This is a genomic window from Streptomyces sp. NPDC049887 (genome assembly GCF_040656535.1).
Taxonomy (GTDB): Bacteria; Actinomycetota; Actinomycetes; order Streptomycetales; family Streptomycetaceae; genus Streptomyces.
Genome location: NZ_JBFAMM010000037.1, coordinates 34,738 through 55,565, shown reverse-complemented (window position 1 = coordinate 55,565; position 20,828 = coordinate 34,738). Strand labels below are relative to the sequence as shown.

13 protein-coding genes are annotated in these 20,828 nt (G+C 71.5%); 7 read left to right on the top strand and 6 right to left on the bottom strand.

Features of this window, described 5'->3' with window-relative positions; all coding sequences use genetic code 11:
- Positions 1-117 precede the first annotated feature (117 nt).
- From AB0J10_RS30825 to AB0J10_RS30810, 4 genes are all read right to left on the bottom strand, one after another.
- A complete protein-coding gene (locus AB0J10_RS30825; protein WP_363066240.1) occupies positions 118-3,918 on the bottom strand; it encodes a multifunctional oxoglutarate decarboxylase/oxoglutarate dehydrogenase thiamine pyrophosphate-binding subunit/dihydrolipoyllysine-residue succinyltransferase subunit in 3,801 nt (1,266 codons plus the stop codon).
- Positions 3,919-4,210: 292 nt separating this feature from the next.
- Positions 4,211-5,302 (bottom strand): HAMP domain-containing sensor histidine kinase, encoded by a 1,092-nt coding sequence (locus AB0J10_RS30820; protein WP_363066238.1) that lies wholly within the window; start codon positions 5,300-5,302, stop codon positions 4,211-4,213.
- On the bottom strand, positions 5,299-6,042 hold the full coding sequence (locus tag AB0J10_RS30815; RefSeq protein ID WP_363066236.1) for a response regulator transcription factor: 744 nt from the start codon (positions 6,040-6,042) through the stop codon (positions 5,299-5,301). Before AB0J10_RS30815 ends, AB0J10_RS30820 begins: the two co-directional genes overlap by 4 nt.
- An 83-nt stretch (positions 6,043-6,125) precedes the next feature.
- On the bottom strand, positions 6,126-6,821 hold the full coding sequence (locus AB0J10_RS30810; protein WP_363066234.1) for a spermidine synthase: 696 nt from the start codon (positions 6,819-6,821) through the stop codon (positions 6,126-6,128).
- A 437-nt stretch (positions 6,822-7,258) separates the two neighbouring features.
- Here AB0J10_RS30810 and lon point away from each other — a divergent pair, with 437 nt between their 5' ends.
- A complete protein-coding gene (gene lon, locus AB0J10_RS30805) occupies positions 7,259-9,661 on the top strand; it encodes an endopeptidase La (protein WP_363066232.1) in 2,403 nt (800 codons plus the stop codon).
- 224 nt (positions 9,662-9,885) lie between these two features.
- Here lon and AB0J10_RS30800 read toward each other — a convergent pair whose 3' ends face one another.
- Complete coding sequence (locus AB0J10_RS30800; RefSeq protein WP_363066230.1) at positions 9,886-10,917, bottom strand: helix-turn-helix domain-containing protein; 1,032 nt, start codon at positions 10,915-10,917, stop codon at positions 9,886-9,888.
- Positions 10,918-11,066: 149 nt separating this feature from the next.
- Here AB0J10_RS30800 and AB0J10_RS30795 point away from each other — a divergent pair, with 149 nt between their 5' ends.
- Both AB0J10_RS30795 and AB0J10_RS30790 read left to right on the top strand, forming a co-directional pair.
- The gene (locus AB0J10_RS30795; protein WP_363066228.1) at positions 11,067-13,910 is read left to right on the top strand and encodes a M4 family metallopeptidase; all 2,844 of its coding nucleotides are present in this window, start codon (positions 11,067-11,069) and stop codon (positions 13,908-13,910) included.
- Positions 13,911-14,291: 381 nt separating this feature from the next.
- A complete protein-coding gene (locus AB0J10_RS30790) occupies positions 14,292-14,735 on the top strand; it encodes a MarR family transcriptional regulator (RefSeq protein ID WP_363066226.1) in 444 nt (147 codons plus the stop codon).
- 54 nt (positions 14,736-14,789) lie between these two features.
- Here AB0J10_RS30790 and AB0J10_RS30785 read toward each other — a convergent pair whose 3' ends face one another.
- Positions 14,790-15,602, bottom strand: coding sequence for a protein phosphatase 2C domain-containing protein (locus AB0J10_RS30785; RefSeq protein ID WP_363066244.1), 813 nt, complete (start codon positions 15,600-15,602; stop codon positions 14,790-14,792).
- 371 nt (positions 15,603-15,973) lie between these two features.
- Here AB0J10_RS30785 and AB0J10_RS30780 point away from each other — a divergent pair, with 371 nt between their 5' ends.
- Genes AB0J10_RS30780 through AB0J10_RS30765 form a run of 4 tightly spaced genes read left to right on the top strand, consistent with a single transcriptional unit; the run spans position 15,974 to position 20,769 of the window.
- A complete protein-coding gene (locus AB0J10_RS30780; protein ID WP_363066224.1) occupies positions 15,974-19,249 on the top strand; it encodes a nitrate- and nitrite sensing domain-containing protein in 3,276 nt (1,091 codons plus the stop codon).
- Complete coding sequence (locus tag AB0J10_RS30775; protein WP_363066222.1) at positions 19,246-19,728, top strand: roadblock/LC7 domain-containing protein; 483 nt, start codon at positions 19,246-19,248, stop codon at positions 19,726-19,728. The genes AB0J10_RS30780 and AB0J10_RS30775 overlap by 4 nt, the downstream gene beginning before the upstream one ends.
- Entirely contained in the window at positions 19,725-20,165 is a 441-nt protein-coding gene (locus AB0J10_RS30770) for a DUF742 domain-containing protein (protein ID WP_363066220.1), read from the top strand. Before AB0J10_RS30775 ends, AB0J10_RS30770 begins: the two co-directional genes overlap by 4 nt.
- The gene (locus tag AB0J10_RS30765) at positions 20,146-20,769 is read left to right on the top strand and encodes an ATP/GTP-binding protein (RefSeq protein WP_363066218.1); all 624 of its coding nucleotides are present in this window, start codon (positions 20,146-20,148) and stop codon (positions 20,767-20,769) included. The genes AB0J10_RS30770 and AB0J10_RS30765 overlap by 20 nt, the downstream gene beginning before the upstream one ends.
- Positions 20,770-20,828 lie beyond the last annotated feature (59 nt).

Below are 20,828 nucleotides of genomic sequence, written 5' to 3'. Positions count from 1 at the left end.
GCGGCAGGCGTGCACGCCTGCCGCGAGCCGTCCGCCGGCCGCACACGCCGGAGGGCGCGGTCCCGCGATCGCTCGCGGGGCCGCGCCCTCCGTCCCGTGCGTACCGCCTCAGCGGCGTCAGGCCTCGAAGACCTCGTTGACCAGCTGCTGCTGCTCCGCCTGGTGCCGCTTCGCCGAGCCCACCGCCGGGGACGACGAGTGGGGGCGGGAGATGCGGCGCAGGCGCTCGCCGTGCGGGATGTCCGCGCCGACCGCCAGGTCCAGGTGGTCGATCAGGTTGAGGGCGATGAACGGCCAGGCACCCTGGTTCGCCGGCTCCTCCTGGACCCACAGGTACTTCTCGGTGTTCGGGAACTTGGCGATCTCGGCCTGCAGTTCCGCACCCGGCAGCGGGTAGAGACGCTCGAGGCGGATGATCGCCGTGTCCGTGGCACCGCGCTTCTGCCGCTCGGCCTCGAGGTCGTAGTAGACCTTGCCGGAGCAGAAGACGACCTTGCGGACGTCGGCCGCGTTCACCACTCCCGAATCGACCGCCGTGTCCCCGATGACCGGGCGGAAGCCGCCGGTGGTGAACTCCTCCACCTTGGACGCTGCGGCCTTCAGACGCAGCATCGACTTCGGGGTGAAGACGATGAGCGGCTTGTGGTGCGGGTTGTGGACCTGCCAGCGCAGCAGGTGGAAGTAGTTCGACGGCAGGGTCGGCATGGCGACCGTCATGTTGTTCTGCGCACACAGCTGGAGGAAGCGCTCCGGGCGGGCGGAGCTGTGGTCCGGTCCCTGGCCCTCGTAGCCGTGAGGCAGGAGCAGCGTGACGCCGGAGGTCTGGCCCCACTTCTGCTCTGCGGAGGAGATGAACTCGTCGACGACGGTCTGGGCGCCGTTGACGAAGTCACCGAACTGGGCCTCCCACATGACCAGCGACTCCGGGCGGGCCAGCGAGTAGCCGTACTCGAAGCCCATCGCCGCGTACTCGCTGAGCAGCGAGTCGTAGACGTTGTAGCGGGCCTGGTCCTCGGACAGGTAGAGCAGCGGGGTGTAGTCCTCGTTGGTCTCCTGGTCCACCAGCACCGCGTGGCGCTGGCCGAAGGTGCCCCGGCGGGTGTCCTGGCCGGCGAGCCGGACCGGGGTGCCCTCCATCAGCAGCGAGCCGATGGCGAGGGTCTCGCCCATGCCCCAGTCGATCGTGCCGTCCTCGACCGAGGCCGCGCGGCGCTGCAGCTGCGGCAGCAGACGCGGGTGGACGGTGATGTTGTCGGGGACGTTGACCTGGGACTCGGCGATCCGCTTGACGACCTCCTGGGAGATCCCCGTGGTGACGGACACCGGGAACTCGGCCTGGGCGTCCGGGACATGGGCCGGCGCCGGGTGGCTGGTGGCCTCGCGGACCTCCGCGAAGACCTTCTCCAGCTGGCCCTGGAAGTCCTGCAGCGCCTGTTCGGCCTCTTCCAGGGTGATGTCGCCGCGGCCGATGAGCGACTCGGTGTAGAGCTTGCGCACCGAGCGCTTCTTGTCGATCAGGTTCACCATCTGCGGGTTGGTGAACTGCGGGTTGTCGCCCTCGTTGTGACCGCGGCGGCGGTAGCAGATGAGGTCGATCACGACGTCCTTGTTGAACGTCTGGCGGAACTCGAAGGCGAGCCGCGCCACACGGACGCACGCCTCCGGGTCGTCGCCGTTCACGTGGAAGATCGGCGCCTCGATCATGCGGGCCACGTCGGTCGCGTACATCGACGAACGCGACGACTCCGGGGCGGCGGTGAAGCCGACCTGGTTGTTGATGACGATGTGGACCGTGCCGCCGGTGCGGTAGCCGCGCAGCTGCGACATGTTCAGGGTCTCGGCGACGACGCCCTGGCCGGCGAAGGCCGCGTCGCCGTGCAGGGCGACCGGCAGGACGGTGAAGTCCGTGCCGCCCTTGTTGATGATGTCCTGCTTGGCGCGCACGACGCCCTCGAGGACCGGGTCGACGGCCTCCAGGTGCGACGGGTTGGCGACCAGCGACACCTTGATCTGCTCGCCGTCGAGGCCGGTGAAGGTGCCCTCGGCGCCCAGGTGGTACTTCACGTCGCCGGAGCCGTGCATCGACTTCGGGTCGAGGTTGCCCTCGAACTCGCGGAAGATCTGCGCGTACGACTTGCCGACGATGTTCGCCAGGACGTTCAGCCGGCCGCGGTGGGCCATGCCGATGACGACCTCGTCGAGGCGGGACTCGGCAGCCGAGTCGATGACCGCGTCGAGCAGCGGGATGACGGACTCGCCGCCCTCCAGCGAGAAGCGCTTCTGGCCGACGTACTTGGTCTGCAGGAAGGTCTCGAAGGCCTCCGCCGCGTTCAGCCGGCGCAGGATGCGCAGCTGCTCCTCGCGCTCCGGCTTGGCGTGCGGGCGCTCCACCCGGTCCTGGATCCACTTGCGCTGCTTCGGGTCCTGGATGTGCATGAACTCGATGCCGGTGGTGCGGCAGTACGAGTCGCGCAGGACGCCGAGGATGTCGCGCAGCTTCATCATCGACTTGCCGCCGAAGCCGCCGACCGCGAACTCGCGCTCCAGGTCCCACAGGGTGAGCCCGTGCTCGGTGATGTCCAGGTCGGGGTGCTTGCGCTGGCGGTACTCCAGCGGGTCGGTGTCGGCCATGACGTGGCCGCGGACCCGGTAGGAGTGGATCAGTTCGAAGACCCGGGCGGCCTTGGTGACGTCGTCGTCGTGCGAGGCGTCGATGTCCTTGAGCCAGCGGACCGGCTCGTAGGGGATGCGCAGCGCCTCGAAGACGTCGTCGTAGAAGCCTTCCTCGCCGAGGAGGAGATTGGCGACGATCCGCAGGAACTCGCCGGACGCGGCGCCCTGGATGACCCGGTGGTCGTACGTCGAGGTCAGGGTCATGACTTTGGAGACGCCCAGCTTGTTCAGGGTGTCCTGGGAGGTGCCCTGGAACTCGGCCGGGTAGTCCATCGAGCCGACGCCCATGATCACCGACTGTCCGGGCATCAGCCGGGGCACGGAGTGGACGGTGCCGAGGCCGCCGGGGTTGGTCAGCGAGACGGTGACGCCGCTGAAGTCGTCCATCGTCAGCTTGTTGCTGCGGGCGCGGCGGACGATGTCCTCGTAGGCCTGCCAGAACTCGAAGAAGTTCATGGTCTCGGCCTTCTTGATGGCCGCGACGACGAGCTGCCGGTCGCCGTTCGGCTTCACCAGGTCGATGGCGAGGCCGAGGTTCACGTGCGCGGGCTTGACCAGGACAGGCTTGCCGTCCTTCTCGCCGTAGGACCAGTTCATCGACGGCATGGCCTTGATCGCCTGCACCATCGCGTACCCGATGATGTGCGTGAAGGAGATCTTCCCGCCACGGGCGCGCTTCAGGTGGTTGTTGATGACGATCCGGTTGTCGAAGAGCAGCTTCACCGGGACGGCGCGGACGGATGTGGCCGTCGGCAGCTCCAGCGAGGCGTTCATGTTCTTCGCGACCGCGGCGGAGGGGCCGCGCAGCGGCAGCATCTCCGGGCCGTCGGGCGCCCCGGCCGCCGGAGCGGCCTTGGCGGCGGGCTTCGCCGGAGCGGCGGCGGGCTTCGCGGGAGCGGCGGGCTTCGAAGGGGCCGGTGCCGCGGCGGCGGGCTTCGCGGGCGCGGCCGGCGCCTGGGACTGCGCGGCGGGGGCCGCGGGAGCCGGAGCCTGTGCGGTGCCCGGCGTCTCCGTGGCCGTCGCGGCCGGCGCCGCCGGGGCGGCCTCGCCGGCGGCCCCGCCGCCCGGCTTGTAGTCGGCGAAGAAGTCCCACCAGGCGCGGTCGACCGAATTCGGGTCCTGGAGGTACTGCTGGTAGATCTCGTCGACGAGCCACTCATTGGCCCCGAACGCGGCGGCGGGGTTCTTCCCCTGCCCGTCGGGGTCGGTCGAAGTACTCGAGTTACTGGGGGACTGAGACGACACGGCGGCAACCGCCCTCTTCCGCTTCACAAGGTGATGGACAGCGGAAATAAAGGCTACGCCTACGCGGCAGGGAGGTGCAGGCCGGGCGTGGTCATCGTCGCCTAAGTCACACCTGACAACCGGTTTCGGCGTAGGAAATGGCGGGAAACAAGCGTGGTTCCCCTACGGACTGGGTACGGCGGAACGCGGCTGCGGCCCCGCGGGCCGCACCCTTGTCCTGCTCCCCGGACACATGGACGCAGGACGCGCCTGTCCGGTTCGCCACGGGCTTCGCTCCTCTTCGAACCCTACGTCAACCGCGCGCCACGGGGTTTCCCGGAAGGGTGACCCGGATGCGGCAGCCCCGTGTCGATTCGGCCACGCCGATGCGGCCGCCGTGCAACTCCACCGCCCAGCGCGCGATGGCCAGGCCCAGACCCGTGCCCCCGTCGCTGCCCGAGCCCTGCTTCGACGGGGTGTTGCCCCGGTTGAAGCGTTCGAAGACCTTGTGCCATTCGGACTCGGGGATCCCGGGACCTTCGTCCTGGACCTCGAGGTCCAGGGACTCGGCCTGGAAGCCCCTGCGGGCACGGACCGTGACCCTGCCGTGCGGAGGTGAGTGCTTGACCGCGTTGTCGATGAGATTCGCCACGACCTGGTGCAGCCGCTCGGCGTCCGCGTGCGCGGTCAGTTCGGGCGGGAAGACGTCCAGGTGCAGATGGACGTCCTTGCGGGTGTGGCTGCCCGATCCGGAGGACAGCCTGCGCTGCCCGGCGGCCAGGTTGGCCTCCTTCAGCACTCCGGACAGATAGGGCCAGACCTCGAAGCGCCGGGCCTTGAGCGTCACGACGCCGTTGTCCAGCCGGGAGAGGTCGAGCAACGTCTCGACCAGCCGGGACAGCCTCTCCGTCTGCTTCAGCGCGGTACGCATCGTCTCGGGGTCGGCCGCCGAGACGCCGTCCACGACGTTCTCCAGCACCGCGCGCAACGCCGCGATGGGCGTGCGCAGCTCGTGCGAGACATTGGCGACCAGCTCCTTGCGGTGCTGGTCCACGGCCTCCAGGTCGTCCGCCATGCGGTTGATGGTGGAGGCGAGGTCCCCCAGCTCGTCGCGGCGGCCGTCGCCCCGTACCCGGCGGGTGAAGTCGCCGTGGGAGATCGACTTCGCGACGGTGTTCATCTCGTCCAGCGGAGCGGTCAGTCCGTGGGCCACGAACTGGGTGATCAGCAGCGTGGTGATCATGGCGAAGACCGTGATGTAGCGCAGTTCCGCCCCGGTGCGGAAGGCGACCAGCGCCAGCCCGGTCGTGATCAGCACGGCCGCGACGACCAGCGCACCGAGTTTGGTCTTGATCGAGATCTCCACCGCCCCCAGCCGGGACCCGAGCCGGCTCCGCCGGATCACGGCGCCGGGGTCTCCAGGGCGTACCCGACACCGTGCACGGTACGGATCCGCTCGGCACCGATCTTGCGGCGCAGCGCCTTGATGTGGCTGTCGACCGTGCGGGTGCCGGAGGCGTCCGCCCAGTCCCAGACCTCGGCGAGCAGCTGCTCGCGGGAGAGGACCGCACGCGGGGTGCTGGCCAGGCACACGAGCAGGTCGAACTCGGTCGGAGTGAGGTGCACGTCCTCGTTCCGGACGCGGACGCGGCGCTGGGCGTGGTCGATCTCCAGCTCGCCGAGGCGCAGGATGCCGCTGCGGGGCGTCACGGCGGCCAGCGCGGCGCGCTCCACCCGCCGCAGCAGGACGTGCACCCGGGCGGCCAGTTCGCGCATGGAGAACGGCTTGGTCATGTAGTCGTCGGCGCCCACGCCGAGTCCGACCAGCATGTCGGTCTCGTCGTCGCGGGCGGTGAGCATCAGCACGGGGACGGGCCGCTGGGCCTGCACCCGGCGGCACACCTCGAGGCCGTCGAAGCCGGGCAGCATCACGTCGAGGATCATCAGGTCCGGCTGCCAGGCCTCGGCCGCGTCGACGGCCGCGGGGCCGTCGGTCGCGGTCTGGACGAGGAAGCCCTCGGCGCGCAGACGGGCCGAGACGGCGTCGACGATGGTGGTGTCGTCCTCGACGACCAGCACCCGGCGCTGGGCACTTCCGGTCGGCTGTGCCGCCGCGCCGTTGCTGCTGGTGTGTGTCTGCTCCATCGCCCCGCCCCTGTCGCGCACTGCGAGCTGCGTGTAGATCGGTGTGTCAGGTAGGCAGCGTAAAGGCACCGACCAGGTCCCGGCTACGCAGGGCGAACTGCCAGGTGGACCACGTCAGGTACGCCTCGGGCAACCGGGATCTCTTCGGTTCTTACCCCGCTGAATCCGGCATTCCGCAATGAGTCCTCGAAAATCCGGGAAGGCTGCGCCGACCAGACGGCGAGGACTCCTCCGGGGCTCAAACACCGTGCGCAGGCGGCCAGTCCGACCGGCGAGTAGAGACTGCCGTTGCCCTCGGTGACGGTCCAGTCCGGGCCGTTGTCGATGTCGAGGCAGAGCGCGTCATACGTGTCCGAAGTGTTATGGAGATACCCCACGAGGTCCGTGTGCAGGACGCTCGTGCGTGGATCTGCCAGTGCCGCGGCGGAGATGCGCTCCAGCGGGCCCGACGAGTGCCAGTCGATGATCGCCTGTTCCCGCTCGGCGACCGCGATCCGGGACCAGCCGGGCTCGGCTGCCGCACGGGCGAGGGAGAAGCCGACTCCCAGTCCGCCGATCAGTACGGACGGGTCCGGCCGTCCGTCGAGGGCCGCGTACGCGACGTCCATGAGGAGCCGCTCGGAGCGGCCGTCCGATGTGTCCATCAGGAAGCAGCCATTGGCGATGATCTCGTGGATCTCCCCGTCGGGGCCGCCTCGTTCCCGCAGGACCACCTCGCCGTACGGTCCAGCGCGCCGGTCGAGGGTCCGTGGGGCGGCGGCGTGGCGGAGAGGCTCCATGGGCCCTCAGGCTAGCGCCGTGCCGGGGGCTGTCCGCCCGTCACGAGGGGGAACCTCGGCCGGCGCGGCACCAGTGCTGCGACCGGGCGGCCGAATGGCGCAGGTCGTGGACGGGTGCGGAATGATCGCGCTGCCCGGGCGGGCCGGCGCACCGGCCGGTCGCCATGGCGCGACCGAGGGCGAGGGCGGCCGGGACGCGGGAGTCTTCGTGCGACGCTTCCGGGCGCCGGAATCGGCTCGGGAGACCGCACCATCCAGCCGTCCGCCCAGACCCGAATGGCTTGTGTAAGAGATGCATCCGCAATGCGCTCATTACGCTCGGTGGACCGGTGAATGCGGCAGGCGGTATCGCTCACGGCGAACACCCCCGGGGGAACATCGGCGGCCGCCTTTGCATTGAGTCCGTGTAACTCAACTTGACTGCCGAAGGGGAGATCATGGCTTCGACGCCCACACCGCTCACCCTGCCTGTGCTGCCACTCGACGACGAGGTCGTGCTGCCGGGGATGGTGGTACCGCTCGACCTGTCCGACAACGACGTACGGGCCGCGGTGGAAGCCGCCCAGGCGGCAGCCGGAGCGGCGCCCGGGAAGCCGAAGGTGCTGCTCGTCCCCAGGATCGACGGCACCTACGCCGCGACCGGTGTGCTCGGCACCGTCGAGCAGGTGGGACGGCTCTCCGACGGAGACCCCGGCGCCCTGATCAGGGGCCACAGCCGGGTGCGCGTCGGAGCCGGCACGACCGGCCCCGGTGCCGCCCTCTGGATCCACGGCACCCTCATCGACGAGACCCTGCCCGACCCGCTGCCGGGCTCGGTCACGGAGCTCGTCAAGGAGTACAAGGCCCTCGCCACCAGCTGGCTGCGCAAGCGCGGAGCCTGGCAGGTCGTGGACCGGGTCCAGCAGATCGACGACGTTCCCGCGCTCGCCGACAACGCCGGATACTCGCCCTTCCTGAGCACGGCTCAGAAGGTCGAGCTGCTGGAGACCGGTGATCCGGTCGCCCGCCTCAGGCTGGCCACCGAGCAGCTCCGCGAGCACCTCGCCGAGCAGGACGTGGCCGAGTCCATCGCCAAGGACGTCCAGGAGGGCGTCGACAAGCAGCAGCGCGAGTTCCTGCTGCGCCGCCAGCTGGACGCCGTGCGCAAGGAACTGCGGGAACTGGGCGGCGAGTCCGCCGACGACGAGTCCGACGACTACCGTGCCCGCGTCGAGGCCGCCGAACTCCCGGAGAACGTCCGAGAGGCCGCCCTCAAGGAGGTCGGGAAGCTCGAGCGCTCCAGCGACCAGAGCCCGGAGGGCTCCTGGATCCGCACCTGGCTCGACACCGTCCTCGAACTGCCGTGGAACGAACGCACGGAGGACTCGTACGACATCCGGGGCGCCAAGGCCGTCCTGGACGCCGAGCACGCGGGCCTGGACGACGTGAAGGAACGGATCACCGAGTACCTGGCGGTCCGCAAGCGGCGCTCCGACCGCGGGCTCGGCGTGGTCGGCGGCCGGCGCGGCGGCGCGGTCCTCGCGCTCGTCGGCCCGCCCGGCGTCGGCAAGACCTCGCTCGGCGAGTCCGTCGCCCATGCGATGGGACGCGAGTTCGTCCGCGTCGCGCTCGGCGGCGTGCGGGACGAGGCCGAGATCCGCGGTCACCGGCGCACCTACGTCGGCGCGCTGCCCGGCCGGATCGTCCGTGCCGTCAAGGAGGCCGGGTCCATGAACCCGGTGGTCCTCCTGGACGAGATCGACAAGGTGGGCTCCGACTTCCGCGGCGACCCGGCGGCGGCGCTGCTCGAGGTCCTGGACCCGGCGCAGAACCACACGTTCCGCGACCACTACCTGGAGGTCGAGCTCGATCTGTCGGACGTGGTCTTCCTGGCCACGGCCAACGTCCTGGAGGCCATCCCGGAGGCGCTGCTCGACCGGATGGAGCTGGTCAGGCTCGACGGTTACACCGAGGACGAGAAGGTCGTCATCGCCCGGGACCACCTGCTCCCGCGCCAGCTGGAGCGGGCCGGTCTGGAACCGGGCGAGGTGACCCTGGACGAGTCCGCGCTGCGCAGGCTGGCGGGCGAGTACACCCGCGAGGCGGGCGTGCGGAACCTCGAGCGCGCGGTGGCCAGGCTGCTGCGGAAGGTCGCGGCCCAGCACGAACTGGGCGAGCGCGCACTGCCGTTCACGGTCACCGACGGCGATCTGCGCGCGCTGATCGGCCGCCCGCACCACGTGCCCGAGTCCGCCCAGGACCCGGCCGAGCGCCGCACCGCGGTGCCGGGCGTGGCCACGGGACTGGCGGTCACCGGAGCCGGGGGGGACGTCCTGTACGTCGAGGCGTCGCTGGCCGACCCGGAGACCGGCGCCTCCGGACTGACCCTGACCGGTCAGCTCGGCGACGTCATGAAGGAGTCCGCACAGATCGCGCTGAGCTTCCTCCGCTCGCACGGCGCGGAACTGGAGCTGCCCGTGGGCGATCTGAAGGACCGCGGGGTGCACATCCACTTCCCGGCGGGTGCGGTCCCGAAGGACGGGCCGAGCGCGGGCATCACGATGACGACCGCGCTGGCGTCGCTGCTCTCCGGCCGGCTGGTCCGCACGGATGTGGCCATGACGGGTGAGGTGTCGCTGACCGGACGGGTGCTGCCCATCGGCGGCGTGAAGCAGAAGCTGCTCGCCGCCCACCGCGCCGGGATCACCACCGTGGTGATCCCCAAGCGCAACGAGGCCGATCTGGACGACGTCCCCGCCGAGGTCCTGGAGAAACTGGAGGTCCACCCCGTGACGGACGTCCGCCAGGTCCTGGAGCTCGCCCTGTCCCCCGCCGAGGTGCCGGTGCCGGCCGCGGCATGAGCCGTGGGGCACGGCCCTGCACGAGGTCGCCGTACGCCGGCCCGCTCCACGCGGGCCCGGGTACGGCGACCTCCGTTTCCGGGCCCGCGTGGAGCGCGCCGGGCGGGACGCGCCGGGCGTGAGGTGTCGGACACGGGCCGGGGACCGGCGCGGTACTCCGGCCGGGCGGAACCCGCCGTCGGCCGGACCCCGGACGAGTTCTCACCACCCCGGGCCGCGTTTCTTCACGAGCTGTCAAGCCAGCCCCGCAGGGTCGCCCGCGCCCCGGCCTGGAAGCGGGTCTCGGCGCCGAGCGACTCCAGCAGTCTGCTGATCCGCCGCCGCGCGGTGTGCACATGGACGCCCAGCCTGCGTGCGATCGCCTCGTCCTTGAGCCCGGCCGCCAGCAGGGCGAGCAGTTCCTTCTGCTCGGCGGGCAGCGCCCCGCCCGGCGGCGGAGGCTCCGGGGGCAGCGCCCCGCCCGGCGGGGCCGCCCGGTCCCACACCGTCTCGAAGAGCGGCAAGAGCGCGTGGCGCAGCAGCGCGTCCCCGACCACCAGCGCGGAAGCCCTGGGGTCCGCCGCGTCCCCCGGAGGCAGCAGGGCGGTCCGCCGGTCGACGGCGATCAGCCGGGTCGGTACGGCCGGGGCCACCCGGGCCCGAAGCCCCCGCTCCACCAGCGCTTTGAGCGTCCGGATGCGCTCCGGCGCGGCGAGGCCGTCCCGGTCCAGCACGGCCCGCACGCTCACTCCCCGGTCGAGCAGTGCCTCGATGCCGGGTCCCGGCATGTGGAAGGTTCCGTATCCCGGTCGGCCCTTGACGTACGGCGGGCGGTCCAGGACGACCACTTCGCGCTCCGCGGACGTGAGCAGGTCGTCGGCGCGCTCCCCGATCGCGCGCTGCCCCGTGATCACTTCGATGCCGCTTCCCGGAACGGCCGGTGCTCCCGCCGTCAGTCGTCCCGCGAGCTGATCGGCGGTCATCCGTAATCGCTCCAGTTCGGCCGATTTCATGTGCAGTTCGGCCTGGCGGCGGTGGATGAGGGTGCGGATCGCGGCGGCCGGTGCGGCCGGGCGGGGCAACGTCCCGCCTCCGCGCGGCGGCAGTGCGAGCCCGTGCTCCACCAGCCGGTCGAGCGCCGCGTCCACCTCGTCCCTCGGCAACCGGAGGTGCAGGGCCAGGTCCTCGGCCCCCTCCGCCCGTTCCTCCAGCAGGGCTTCGTACGCGCGCTCCTCGGTCGCCCCCAAACCGAGGTAGTGCAACTCCGCCTCGATCATGCGGGGATTCTCACTCCGCCTTCACAGGACACACAAGTGGGCATGTCCACTTCTCAACGCACCCGCCGCATTGATCGGTTGACGCCTCACGGGTTGCATGGCCATGACCACCTGAACCGGCTTACCAGCACGTGGGAGGGGTACGTACTGTGCGCAAGCCCAGGCACAACCAGGGAAGACCGGCATCCGGCATCACCAGGGGGACAGGGGCCGCGGCGCTCCTGGCCGCTGCCGGTCTCCTGATCACCGCGGTCCCGGCCCAGGCGGCGACCCCGCCGCCGGCACCGCCCGTCGAGGTCGTCCCCGGGGAGGACACCGCGACACCCGCTCTCGTCGAAGGGCTGCACGAGCCCGTGGACGCCAAGGCCGCCCCGGCGGACGCGGCCCGCGGGCACCTCGAGGCCAAGGAGAGCCGCTACCGCATCGCCGAACCGCGACGGGACCTCGCACCCGTCCGCACGCTGAAGCGGGGCGCCGACGAGACCGTACGGCTCCAGCAGAAGCACCGGGGGATACCGGTCCTCGGCGGCCAGTACGTGGTGCGGATGGAGACCTCCGGCGGCAAGCGCGTCGTCACCGGCACCTCCGGCAAGTACTTCACGGGGCTGACCACCGGCACCGAAGCCACGGTCGCCGAGGACGTGGCGGTGCGCCGCGCCGTGAGCGCCACCGCGGCCCGGCTCGGCAACTCCCGGCTCACCGAGGCCGACGCCATCCGCAAGGAGGGCGAGAAGTCGCAGAAGGCGCAGGCGCTCACCGGCACCGCGGGCGGCCTCGTCGTCATCCCGAGGGGCGACGGAGTCCTGGCCCGCCATGTGACGGTGCGCGGCACGAACCCGGTGACCGGCGAGCCGGTGCTGGAGGAGGTGTACGTCGACGCGCGGTCCGGCTTCCCGGTGCTGCAGTACAGCGGCATCAAGTCCGTCACCGGGCCGATGGCCGCGTCCGCCCGGCCGGCCCGGGCAGGCACCGCGCAGGCGGGCGCCGCGGCCGACGAGCCCGCCGCCCCCTCCGCCAAGGGCAGCGGACTGCGCCTGGACGGCGGGAAGGTGGACCTGGAGCTCAGCTTCGACGCGGTGACCGGCCGGTACGGCATGACCGACCACGCCCGCATGGCCGACACCAGCAAGAACACACTCAGCACCTGGGACGCCTCCAGCCAGGACGTCGGCGACGTCGCGGGCCAGTGGCCCAGCGGCATCAAGGTGTTCGAGTCCCCGACCGCCGAGTTCGGCAAGGCGGCCACCGAAGCGGGTGCCGTCGACGCCCATTGGGCGGCAGGCCAGGTCTACGACTACTACAAGAAGCAGCACGGCCGTAACGGACTCGACGGTCGGGGTTCCACCGTGAACTCGCTGGTCGGCGTGACCCTCTTCGGAGGCTCGTACGTCAACGCCTTCTGGGACGGTCAGAAGATGGTGTACGGCTCGGGCGACGATGAGTTCAAACCGCTCTCCGCCGATCTGGACGTCGTGGGCCACGAGATGACCCACGGAGTCGTGGAGAACACGGCCAACCTCGTCTACGCCGGGCAGTCCGGCGCGCTGAACGAGGCCGTCGCCGACTACTTCGGCAACGCCATCGACGTCACCGCCTCCGGCCTGTCGATGGACGACCCGGACGCGGGCCTCATCGGCGAGGACCTGTGCCGAACCAAGGGCCCGCGGGACTGTGCCCTGCGCGACCTCGACGACGGCGCCACCACCTCGAAGAACTTCCTCGGGGTGACGTTCGGCACCGACAACGGCGGCGTCCACCTCAACTCCACCATCTTCTCCGGCGCGCTGTGGGACATGCGCCAGGACCTGGGCGGGGAGATCGCGGACCGGATCGTGTACAAGGCGCTGTCCGAGTACATGACGCCGCTCGACGGCTTCACAGAGGGCCGCAACGCGGTGCTGGCCGCGGCGAAGGACCTCGGCGTCACCGCGAAGCAGCAGAACGTGGTGAAACGATCCTTCAGTGCCCACGGCATCGTGCCGGGCTGGGAGGACGCGCTCGGCGTCGACACCGACCAGCTCCTCGGCAAGCTGAACATCAGCGGCACGGGAGTCCAGGCGGGCGGCGGCTGGTGGACGGCGTCGCAGTCGAACGACGACGGCTCCGAGCCGTACTCGGTCTACGCGGGCAGGGCGGACGGCTCCGGCCACCCGAAGCTGATCAGCCCGAACGACGGACGCTTCCACGTGTACCCGGCGACGGACGGCAAGAACGTCGTCTGGGCGGCCTACGGCGCCACGAGCCTGGACATCCTCTCCCGTCCGCTCGCCGGCGGACCCATCAAGAAGCTGTACACCTCGACCAGCGACATCTCGGGGCTGCGGGTCGAGAACGGCGTCGTGGTCTTCGAGAGCTTCGGCTTCTTCGGCGACCGCCACGTCGCCTACCTCCGTCCCGGCGACACCCGGCCCACCTACGCCGACGGCGGCAGCTTCTTCCTGGCCACGGCGCTCCCGTCGATCTCGCAGGGCAGGATCGCCTACGCCAAGCTCTACCCGGGCGAGACCCGCTACCTGCTCGGCGTCGAGGTGCTGGACCTCAAGACCGGCACCAAGACGCTGACCGGGCAGCTCGGCGAGCCGCAGAGCCTCGGCCAGACCGGCATCAACGGCAAGCACGTCTTCTGGCTGACCGACGAGAACCTCAACGACACCGGCCAGACGGGTGTGCGCCGTGCGGATCTCGACGGCCGCAACGTCTTCGACATCGCCCCCGAGGCGAAGCCGCGGGCGCTGCACGGCGTCGACCTGACCGCGTCCGAGGACGCCGTCACCGTCAGCAGCCAGACGCCCGACAACCAGTGGCGCAACGAGACGCTGTCGAAGCTGTGGCAGCTGACCACGGACGGCAGCCGGCTGGAGCGCGTCTCCTGCAACCGCGGTGAGCAGATCTCCCCCGCCGCGGTGTCCGGCAGGCAGGTCGTGTGGCTGGACGGCACGACCGGCTTCACGGACCTGGTCACCCGCACCCGTCCCGCGGGCCGCTGCGGCTGATCGACCCCGTTCGACCGGAGCCCCGGTGCGGCACTGCCGCACCGGGGCTCCGCGCACGGACCGCTGCGGCCCGGCTCCGGGGCGGCGGCCGTCGGCGAGCGACGCGGTCCGGCGCTCGTGTGCTGCGGGGACCGCGGGTGAGGGGCGGACACGTCACGATGCGGACGGGCCGGAGATGGGCACCAGGTGTCGGGGACGGCAGGGGACGGCAGCGGACGGGGAGGCGGTGCCCGCCGTTGGCACCCGCCTGCGAAATACTGGTCGAGCTGCGGCGACGGCGGCCGCCGAAGGAACTTCTCATCGCCGGGAAAGCGCACGAAGGGTGCTGACGTGCACGGAAGCGGTACGGGGAGTGGACCCGAGCCGAGGGGAGGGAGCGGCATGGACCAGGAGGTCTCGGAATTCCTGGCTCTGGAGAGGGAGTTGGCCGTCTTCCTGCGCCGGGCCCGGGCGAGCTCCGGCGAGATGGCCCGCGAGGTCCATCCCGAACTGGAGCCCGCCGCGTACGGACTGCTTGTACGGCTGGAGGAGTCCGGAGCCCAGCGCGCCACCGATCTCGCCGGCTATTTCGGGGTCGGCAAGGCCACCATGAGCCGGCAGCTCCGCGCACTGGATGAGCTGGGGCTGGTCACCCGCGAGCCCGATCCTGCCGACGGGCGTGCCTCGCTCGTCGCGCTGACCGAGGAGGGGCTGACCAGGTTCCGGGCGGTGCGGAAGGCCCGGCGCGACCGGTACGTGCGCAAGCTGGCCGGCTGGGACCGCGGGGAGGTGGCCGAACTGGCCCGTCTGCTGCACCAGCTCAACACCCGAGCCGAGGAGGGCTGACCGTACCGAGCCGGGGCGATGTCCCCGGCCGGTCGGCGGTCCGCCCGCGTGTGGTCAGGCCCGCGGGCCTTCGGTGACCGGGCCCTGAAGCTCCGCGTACACCGCCGTCGCGTCGTCGTGGGTTTTCCAGCGCGTTGCCCCGCCCCGCAGCGAGTCCGCAACCTCCAGCGCCCGCACCCGTTCGACCAGCCCGTTCGGTCCCTCCGTGCGCAGCAGCGCCATGAGGTCCGCCCAGCTCCCCTCCTCGAAGAGGTCGGTCCAGCGGGACGCGCCGTCGGTGAGTGCCGCCACCGCCCGCACCCGCCCGCGCGGGGTCGTGCCCGTGACCGCGCGCACCGCCACCTCCGGGTCCGCGGCCGCGGTGAAGAAGCCGCCGTCCTGGTTGCGCAGGGCGTCCGTCGCGCTGAGCGAGCGGAGGACCTCCCGCGGGATGCGGTCCAGGCGGTCGTCCAGCACGGCGTGCACGCGTCCGTCCGGCGATTCCATCAGCAGTGTCGAGTCCGACAGGACCAGATGCTCGACCGCTTCCGTGCCCCAGCGCACGACGACGACGGTTGCTTGGGGCGTGCGGACGTGAGAAAGGTCACATGTGCCGCGGTGGGTGTCGGCGGTGCGCCGAATGGAGAGGGCCAGGACCTCGGTCAGGGGCATATCCCTCCGCGAACCGGACAGTTCGAGCAGTGCTCCGCCCAGGTGCGAGGTGAACCAGGGGACGCCGTGCACACAACCGTCGCCGCCACGGGGCGGCGTCACCCCGTCCAGTACGACCAGCGATCCGCCCTGGCCCGAAGCAGGGAGGGCGAGTGACGCCCAGTCCTCGTTCGGGCGTTCGGCAGCGCCGGGCGCGGAGGCGAGTTCGAAGCGCATGATCCCAGTCTGCATGAGCCGACACGATTCCTTCACGAAGCCTGCCAGGGCCTCCAATTGGTCTCCACCACCGGTTCGACCTGGGGCTTCTCCGTGGAAAGAACTACCCGTCGAGCTGCGGGCGGGCATCTTGCCAAAGCCTGGGCCGAAGGTCCAACCGACCCTCCGCGCGGACGGAAAGTGCAATCGCGAATGAGTTGTTTGCCAACTCCGGAGTGATGTTCACTCGTTCGTGTGGCGGAGTGGCCGATGCGCGTCCCCCTCTTGAAGCCGCTGGAATGGTCGTGGATCGTGCCAGGGGTGGGGGACTCTCATGATGACCGGCCGTCACCTCTGCTTCATGGGCGGACGAGTCAGGAATGCGAGCACCGGTGCAGAAGAAGCGGCCTCGGGGCAAGGGCAGCATGGGCAGTACGGCCTCTTCGGGGCCCGTGGCACCTCAGGTGCCACCGGCGCCCGCGATCCCCTCGTCGACCCCGGACGGCCACACGAACCCCGTGCCTCCGGCGTACACCGAGCCGTCGGCCCAGGCCCGCGCGGCCTCCGACCCCACGCTCCTCCCCGGCGGGCGGCCCGTGCGCGTGCGCCGCCGGCTGGTCGCGGGCGTGGCCGCGGTCACCCTCACGGTCGCGGCGGCCGGTGCTCCGGCGATCCTCCTGGCCTCCAACGACCTCACCGAGTCCCAGCGGCTCGTCACCCTCGCCGAGCTCAACCGGCAGGCCGTGACCCTGGCCCACTCCCTCGCCGACGAGCGCGACGAGGTCACCGCGTACATCGCGGCCGGCCGCGATGACCAGCAGGGCGAAAAGAAGGACCGCCGCGAGGTCTCCGCCAACCGCAGCGCCCGCGTCGACCGGCAGATAGACGAGATCCGCGGCAACGTCCCGGCCGCGCACGCGGACCTGCGCCGCGACCTCGGCGCCGTGAACTCCGTCCGGCGCACGGCGCTCACCGGCAAGGGCACCGCGCTCGAGGCGCACAAGGCGTACACCGACATCGTCGAGGGGCTGCACGCGCTGGCCGACGAGCTCGCCCAGAAGACCCCGGCCCGCGCCGCCGAAGCCACCCGCGCGCCCGCGGCCCTCGGCCTGGCCGTCGAGCAGGCGTCCGCCACCCGCGGTCTGCTGCTCGCCGCCCTCTCCGTGCCCGGCCCCGCGAGTGACGGCCCCTCCTTCGATCCGGTCACGGGGCTGCCCGTGGAGGCCGAGGACGACGCCGGGTCCGAGGCCGCCCGGACCGTCCTCAGCTCCGCCGCCCAGCAGGCCCGCGTCCGCGAGCTCGCCGCACTCGCCGACTTCGACCAGGCCGCGAGCGCCGCGGCCCGCGGACGACTCACCGGCACCGTCACCGGCCCCGACGTCAAGACGGCCGAGGCCTATCTCGCGCGGCTCACCGACCAGCCTGAGCTCTCGGAGAAGGACCGCAGGTCCAACCGCGCGAAGCTCGACTCATCGCTGTCCGCCAGGATCGAGCAGATGCGCGGCGTCGAGTCGGCACTCGCCTCCGCCCAGGTCGAGCGTCTGGAGCAGCTCCGCGACGACGACGTCACCGCCCTGGAACTGCGCATCGCCCTGCTCGGCGGCTGCCTCCTCGTCGTGGTCGGCATCTCCGCGGCCGTCGCCCGCACCCTCACGCGGCCGCTCGCCGTGCTCCGTATCGGCGCCGCCCGCCTCGCCGGCGCGCCCGAGGGCGAGGAGCCGATCCGCTTCACCGGCCGCAACGACGAGTTCGCCCAGGTCGTACGGTCCCTCAACACCCTGCACGGCAGACTGGTGGACCTCGCCGCCCGCGGCCGGCACCTGGACGCAGAGCGTGGGGAACTGGCGGCCGTACGGGAGGAGTTCGCCGCCCAGCGAGCGGAACTCCAGGAGCGCACCGCCGAGGTCACCGAGCAGCTGGACAAGCTGCGCCGCACCGTGGGCCACACCTTCGTCAACCTCTCCCTGCGCACCCTCGGTCTCGTCGAGCGCCAACTGGGCGTCATCGAGAGCCTGGAGGAGCGCGAACAGGACCCGGACCGGCTCGCCACCCTCTTCAAGCTCGACCACATGGCCACGGTGATGCGCCGGCACAGCGAGAACCTGCTGGTCCTCGCCGGAGCCGAGCACGGCCACAGCCACCCCGGCCCGGTGCCGCTCGTCGACGTCATGCGGGCCGCGGTCAGCGAGATCGAACGGTACGAGCGCGTCACCATCCAGTCGCTGCCGCCGCACGCCCATGTCGCGGGGTTCGCCGCCGACGACCTGAGCCACCTGGTGGCGGAACTGCTGGAGAACGCCACCTCCTTCTCGCCCCCGGACGCCCAGGTCCAGCTCTCCGGATGGCTGCTGGAGAGCGGCGAGATCATGCTCTCCGTCCAGGACGAGGGCATAGGAATGGCCCCCGACCGGCTCGACGAGCTCAACGCGCGGCTGGCGTCCGCCGAGCGGGCCGACGACCTCGATCCCGGTGAGGGCGGCGAGGGGCTGGGCCTGAAGGTGGCCGGTCTGCTCGCGCGCCGCCACGGTGTGCGCGTCCAGCTGCGCGAGCAGAAGGGGGGCGGTATCGCCGCCGTCGTGGTCCTCCCGCAGGGTCTGCTGCCCGAGGGCGCGGCGACCGCCACGAGGCAGACGGCCCCGGTGCCGGGAGCCGGTTCGGCGGTGAACCTCCCGGGCTCGGTCGCGGAGGCCAACTCCAACGCACTGCCCGGCCGTCGCACCGCCGCCGGCGGCGATCCGCTGGTCGCCGCCGCGGAGAAGGCCGTCCAGGACGCCGGTGCCGGCGAGCCGGCGACCGCGCCCGTCGTACCGCAGGCCGCGCCCGTCGTGCCGGGCCCCCGGCAGTCGCCGGAGGCGGAGACCGGGACGGGCACCGGCGCCGGGGCCACGTCCGGCACCGGGACGACCACGTCCGGAACCGGGGCCTTCGAGCCGCAGCCCGGGGCCTCGCCGGTGGGCGGCGCCGCCGAGGCCGCGCCCGGGCGCTCGCCCTTCGCCCCCGAGGCGGGCACCGGTGCGCATGTGCCCGGCGCCTCCGGGGCCGACCATCCGTCCGGCCCCGAGGGCTTCACGGCTCCCTCCGGCGAGGGCGCCTCCGCCCCCGAAGCCCGTGGTGCCGCGCCCGGGCGCTCGCCCTTCGCCCCCGGGCCCGCGGACGCCCCGAGCGGCTTCCGACCCGAGGCCGGTTCCGGTTCGGCCGACGAGGACGACCGCACCCACGAACACGTCGCCTCCACCCCGGAGACCACCCTGCAGGTCCGGCTGCCCCACCCCGTGCCGGAGCCCGACGCCCACGAGCGCGACGAGACGGGGGAGGCCCCCGGCCGCAGGCACGGCGGGAGCGCCGCCGACGGCTCGGACGCCGCCGCACACGGGACGCCCGGGACCGGTGCCGTCGCGGAGACCGCCGACCCCGCCGAGCCCGTCACCGACAAGGGGCTGCCCAAGCGGACTCCCAAGGTCGTGGCCCCGCTCGGTGTCCAGAAGGAGCGCCGCAGGTCCGTCGACGCCGAGGAACTGCGCCGTCGGCTCGGCGGATTCCACCAGGGCGCCAAGGACGGCCGCCGCGACGTGGAGGCGGAGTTCGCCGACACCACCCGGACGCACGGCACGGAACAGCAGTCGCAGAGCGAGGAATCGGGGGACACCGTCGAGGAGGCACACAGTTGACCGCGACAGGAACCTTCGGGCTGAGCAGCGAAGCCCGTAACCTTCACTGGCTGTTGGGCAACTTCGTCGAGGAGGTGCCGGGAGTACGCTCCGTCGCCGTCGTCTCGTCCGACGGGCTTCTCCTGCTCTCCTCGGACCCGGCCCACAACGCCGCCCCCACCGCGGCATCCCGTCAGGACGGCCCGCGCGGTTCGAGCGCCGACCTCGCCACCATCGTCTCGGGCATCGGCAGCCTCACCATCGGCGCGGCCAAGCTCATGGACGGCGGCGGTGTCAAGCAGACCATGGTCGCGATGGAGGAGGGCAGCCTCTTCGTGATGTCGATCAGCGACGGCTCGCTGCTCGGCGTGGACGCCACCGCGGACTGCGACATGAGCGTCGTCGCGTACCACATGGCGCTCTTCGTGGGCCGCGCAGGACACGTACTCACCCCCGAAGTCCGCAGTGAGCTGCGCAAATCGTTGGAGAGCGCCAAGTGACGTCCGCCGCCCAACCGGCCCCCAGGCTTCCTGTGCGGGGTGAGGGCAAACGCCCCGCCCGCGTCCGCCCGTACTCGCTCACCGGAGGCCGCACCCGCTTCGGCCACGTGCTCCTCGTCGAGACGTTCGTCGCGGCCCTGGAGGCGGGCGACGAATGGGGTCTCCCCGCCGGAGGCAGGGGAAGCAAGGAGCTGACGAACGGCAACCTCACGTCCCGTGTCATGCCGGAGATGCGGGCCATCGTCGAACTCTGCCGCCGGATGCGGACGGTCGCCGAGATCTCCGCGCTGCTGAAGATGCCCCTGGGCGTGGTCCGGGTGCTGCTCAGCGACCTCGCGGACCAAGGAAGAATACGCGTGTACGGCACCGGGCACGGCGACGGCCGCCCGGACCGCGCGCTGCTCGAAAGGGTGCTGAGTGGACTCCGCCGTCTCTGACCTCCCCACCGCCGCGGAGGACGAGAACGTACAGGCCTGGCAGAACGACCACACCCGTGCACCGATCGCCACCAAGATCGTTGTCGCGGGGGGCTTCGGCGTGGGCAAGACGACCTTCGTCGGCTCGGTCTCCGAGATCACGCCCCTGCAGACCGAGGCGCTGATGACGCGGGCGAGCGAGGAGACCGACGATCTCACCGCCACGCCCGAGAAGCTCACCACGACCGTCGCGATGGACTTCGGACGGATCACGCTCGACGACGACCTCGTGCTGTACCTCTTCGGCACCCCGGGCCAGCAGCGGTTCTGGTTCATGTGGGACGACCTGGTCCGCGGTGCGATCGGCGCGATCGTGATGGCCGACACCCGGCGGCTGAAGGACTGCTTCCCGGCCCTGGACTACTTCGAGAGCTGCGGGATCCCGTACGTCGTCGCCGTCAACCACTTCGAGGGGACTCCGTCCTACGAGGCCGAGGACGTACGGGAGGCCCTGACGGTACCCCCGCACGTCCCGGTTGTGATCATGGACGCACGCAACCGGATCACGGTGATCGAGTCACTGCTCGCACTCGTGGGACACGCGCTCGACGTCACTCCCGAATAGCTCCCCGTCGTCCCCCCCCCATTCCCGTACGTCTCCATCCCCGTACGTCCAGAAAGAGA

Excerpts from the sequence above, each read along its gene's own strand:
- AB0J10_RS30800 (WP_363066230.1), bottom strand. The coding sequence starts at position 10,917 with ATGATCGAGGCGGAGTTGCACTACCTCGGTTTGGGGGCGACCGAGGAG.
- lon (WP_363066232.1), top strand. The coding sequence starts at position 7,259 with ATGGCTTCGACGCCCACACCGCTCACCCTGCCTGTGCTGCCACTCGAC.
- AB0J10_RS30790 (WP_363066226.1), top strand. The coding sequence starts at position 14,292 with ATGGACCAGGAGGTCTCGGAATTCCTGGCTCTGGAGAGGGAGTTGGCC.
- AB0J10_RS30815 (WP_363066236.1), bottom strand. The coding sequence starts at position 6,042 with ATGGAGCAGACACACACCAGCAGCAACGGCGCGGCGGCACAGCCGACC.
- AB0J10_RS30785 (WP_363066244.1), bottom strand. The coding sequence starts at position 15,602 with ATGCGCTTCGAACTCGCCTCCGCGCCCGGCGCTGCCGAACGCCCGAAC.
- AB0J10_RS30810 (WP_363066234.1), bottom strand. The coding sequence starts at position 6,821 with ATGGAGCCTCTCCGCCACGCCGCCGCCCCACGGACCCTCGACCGGCGC.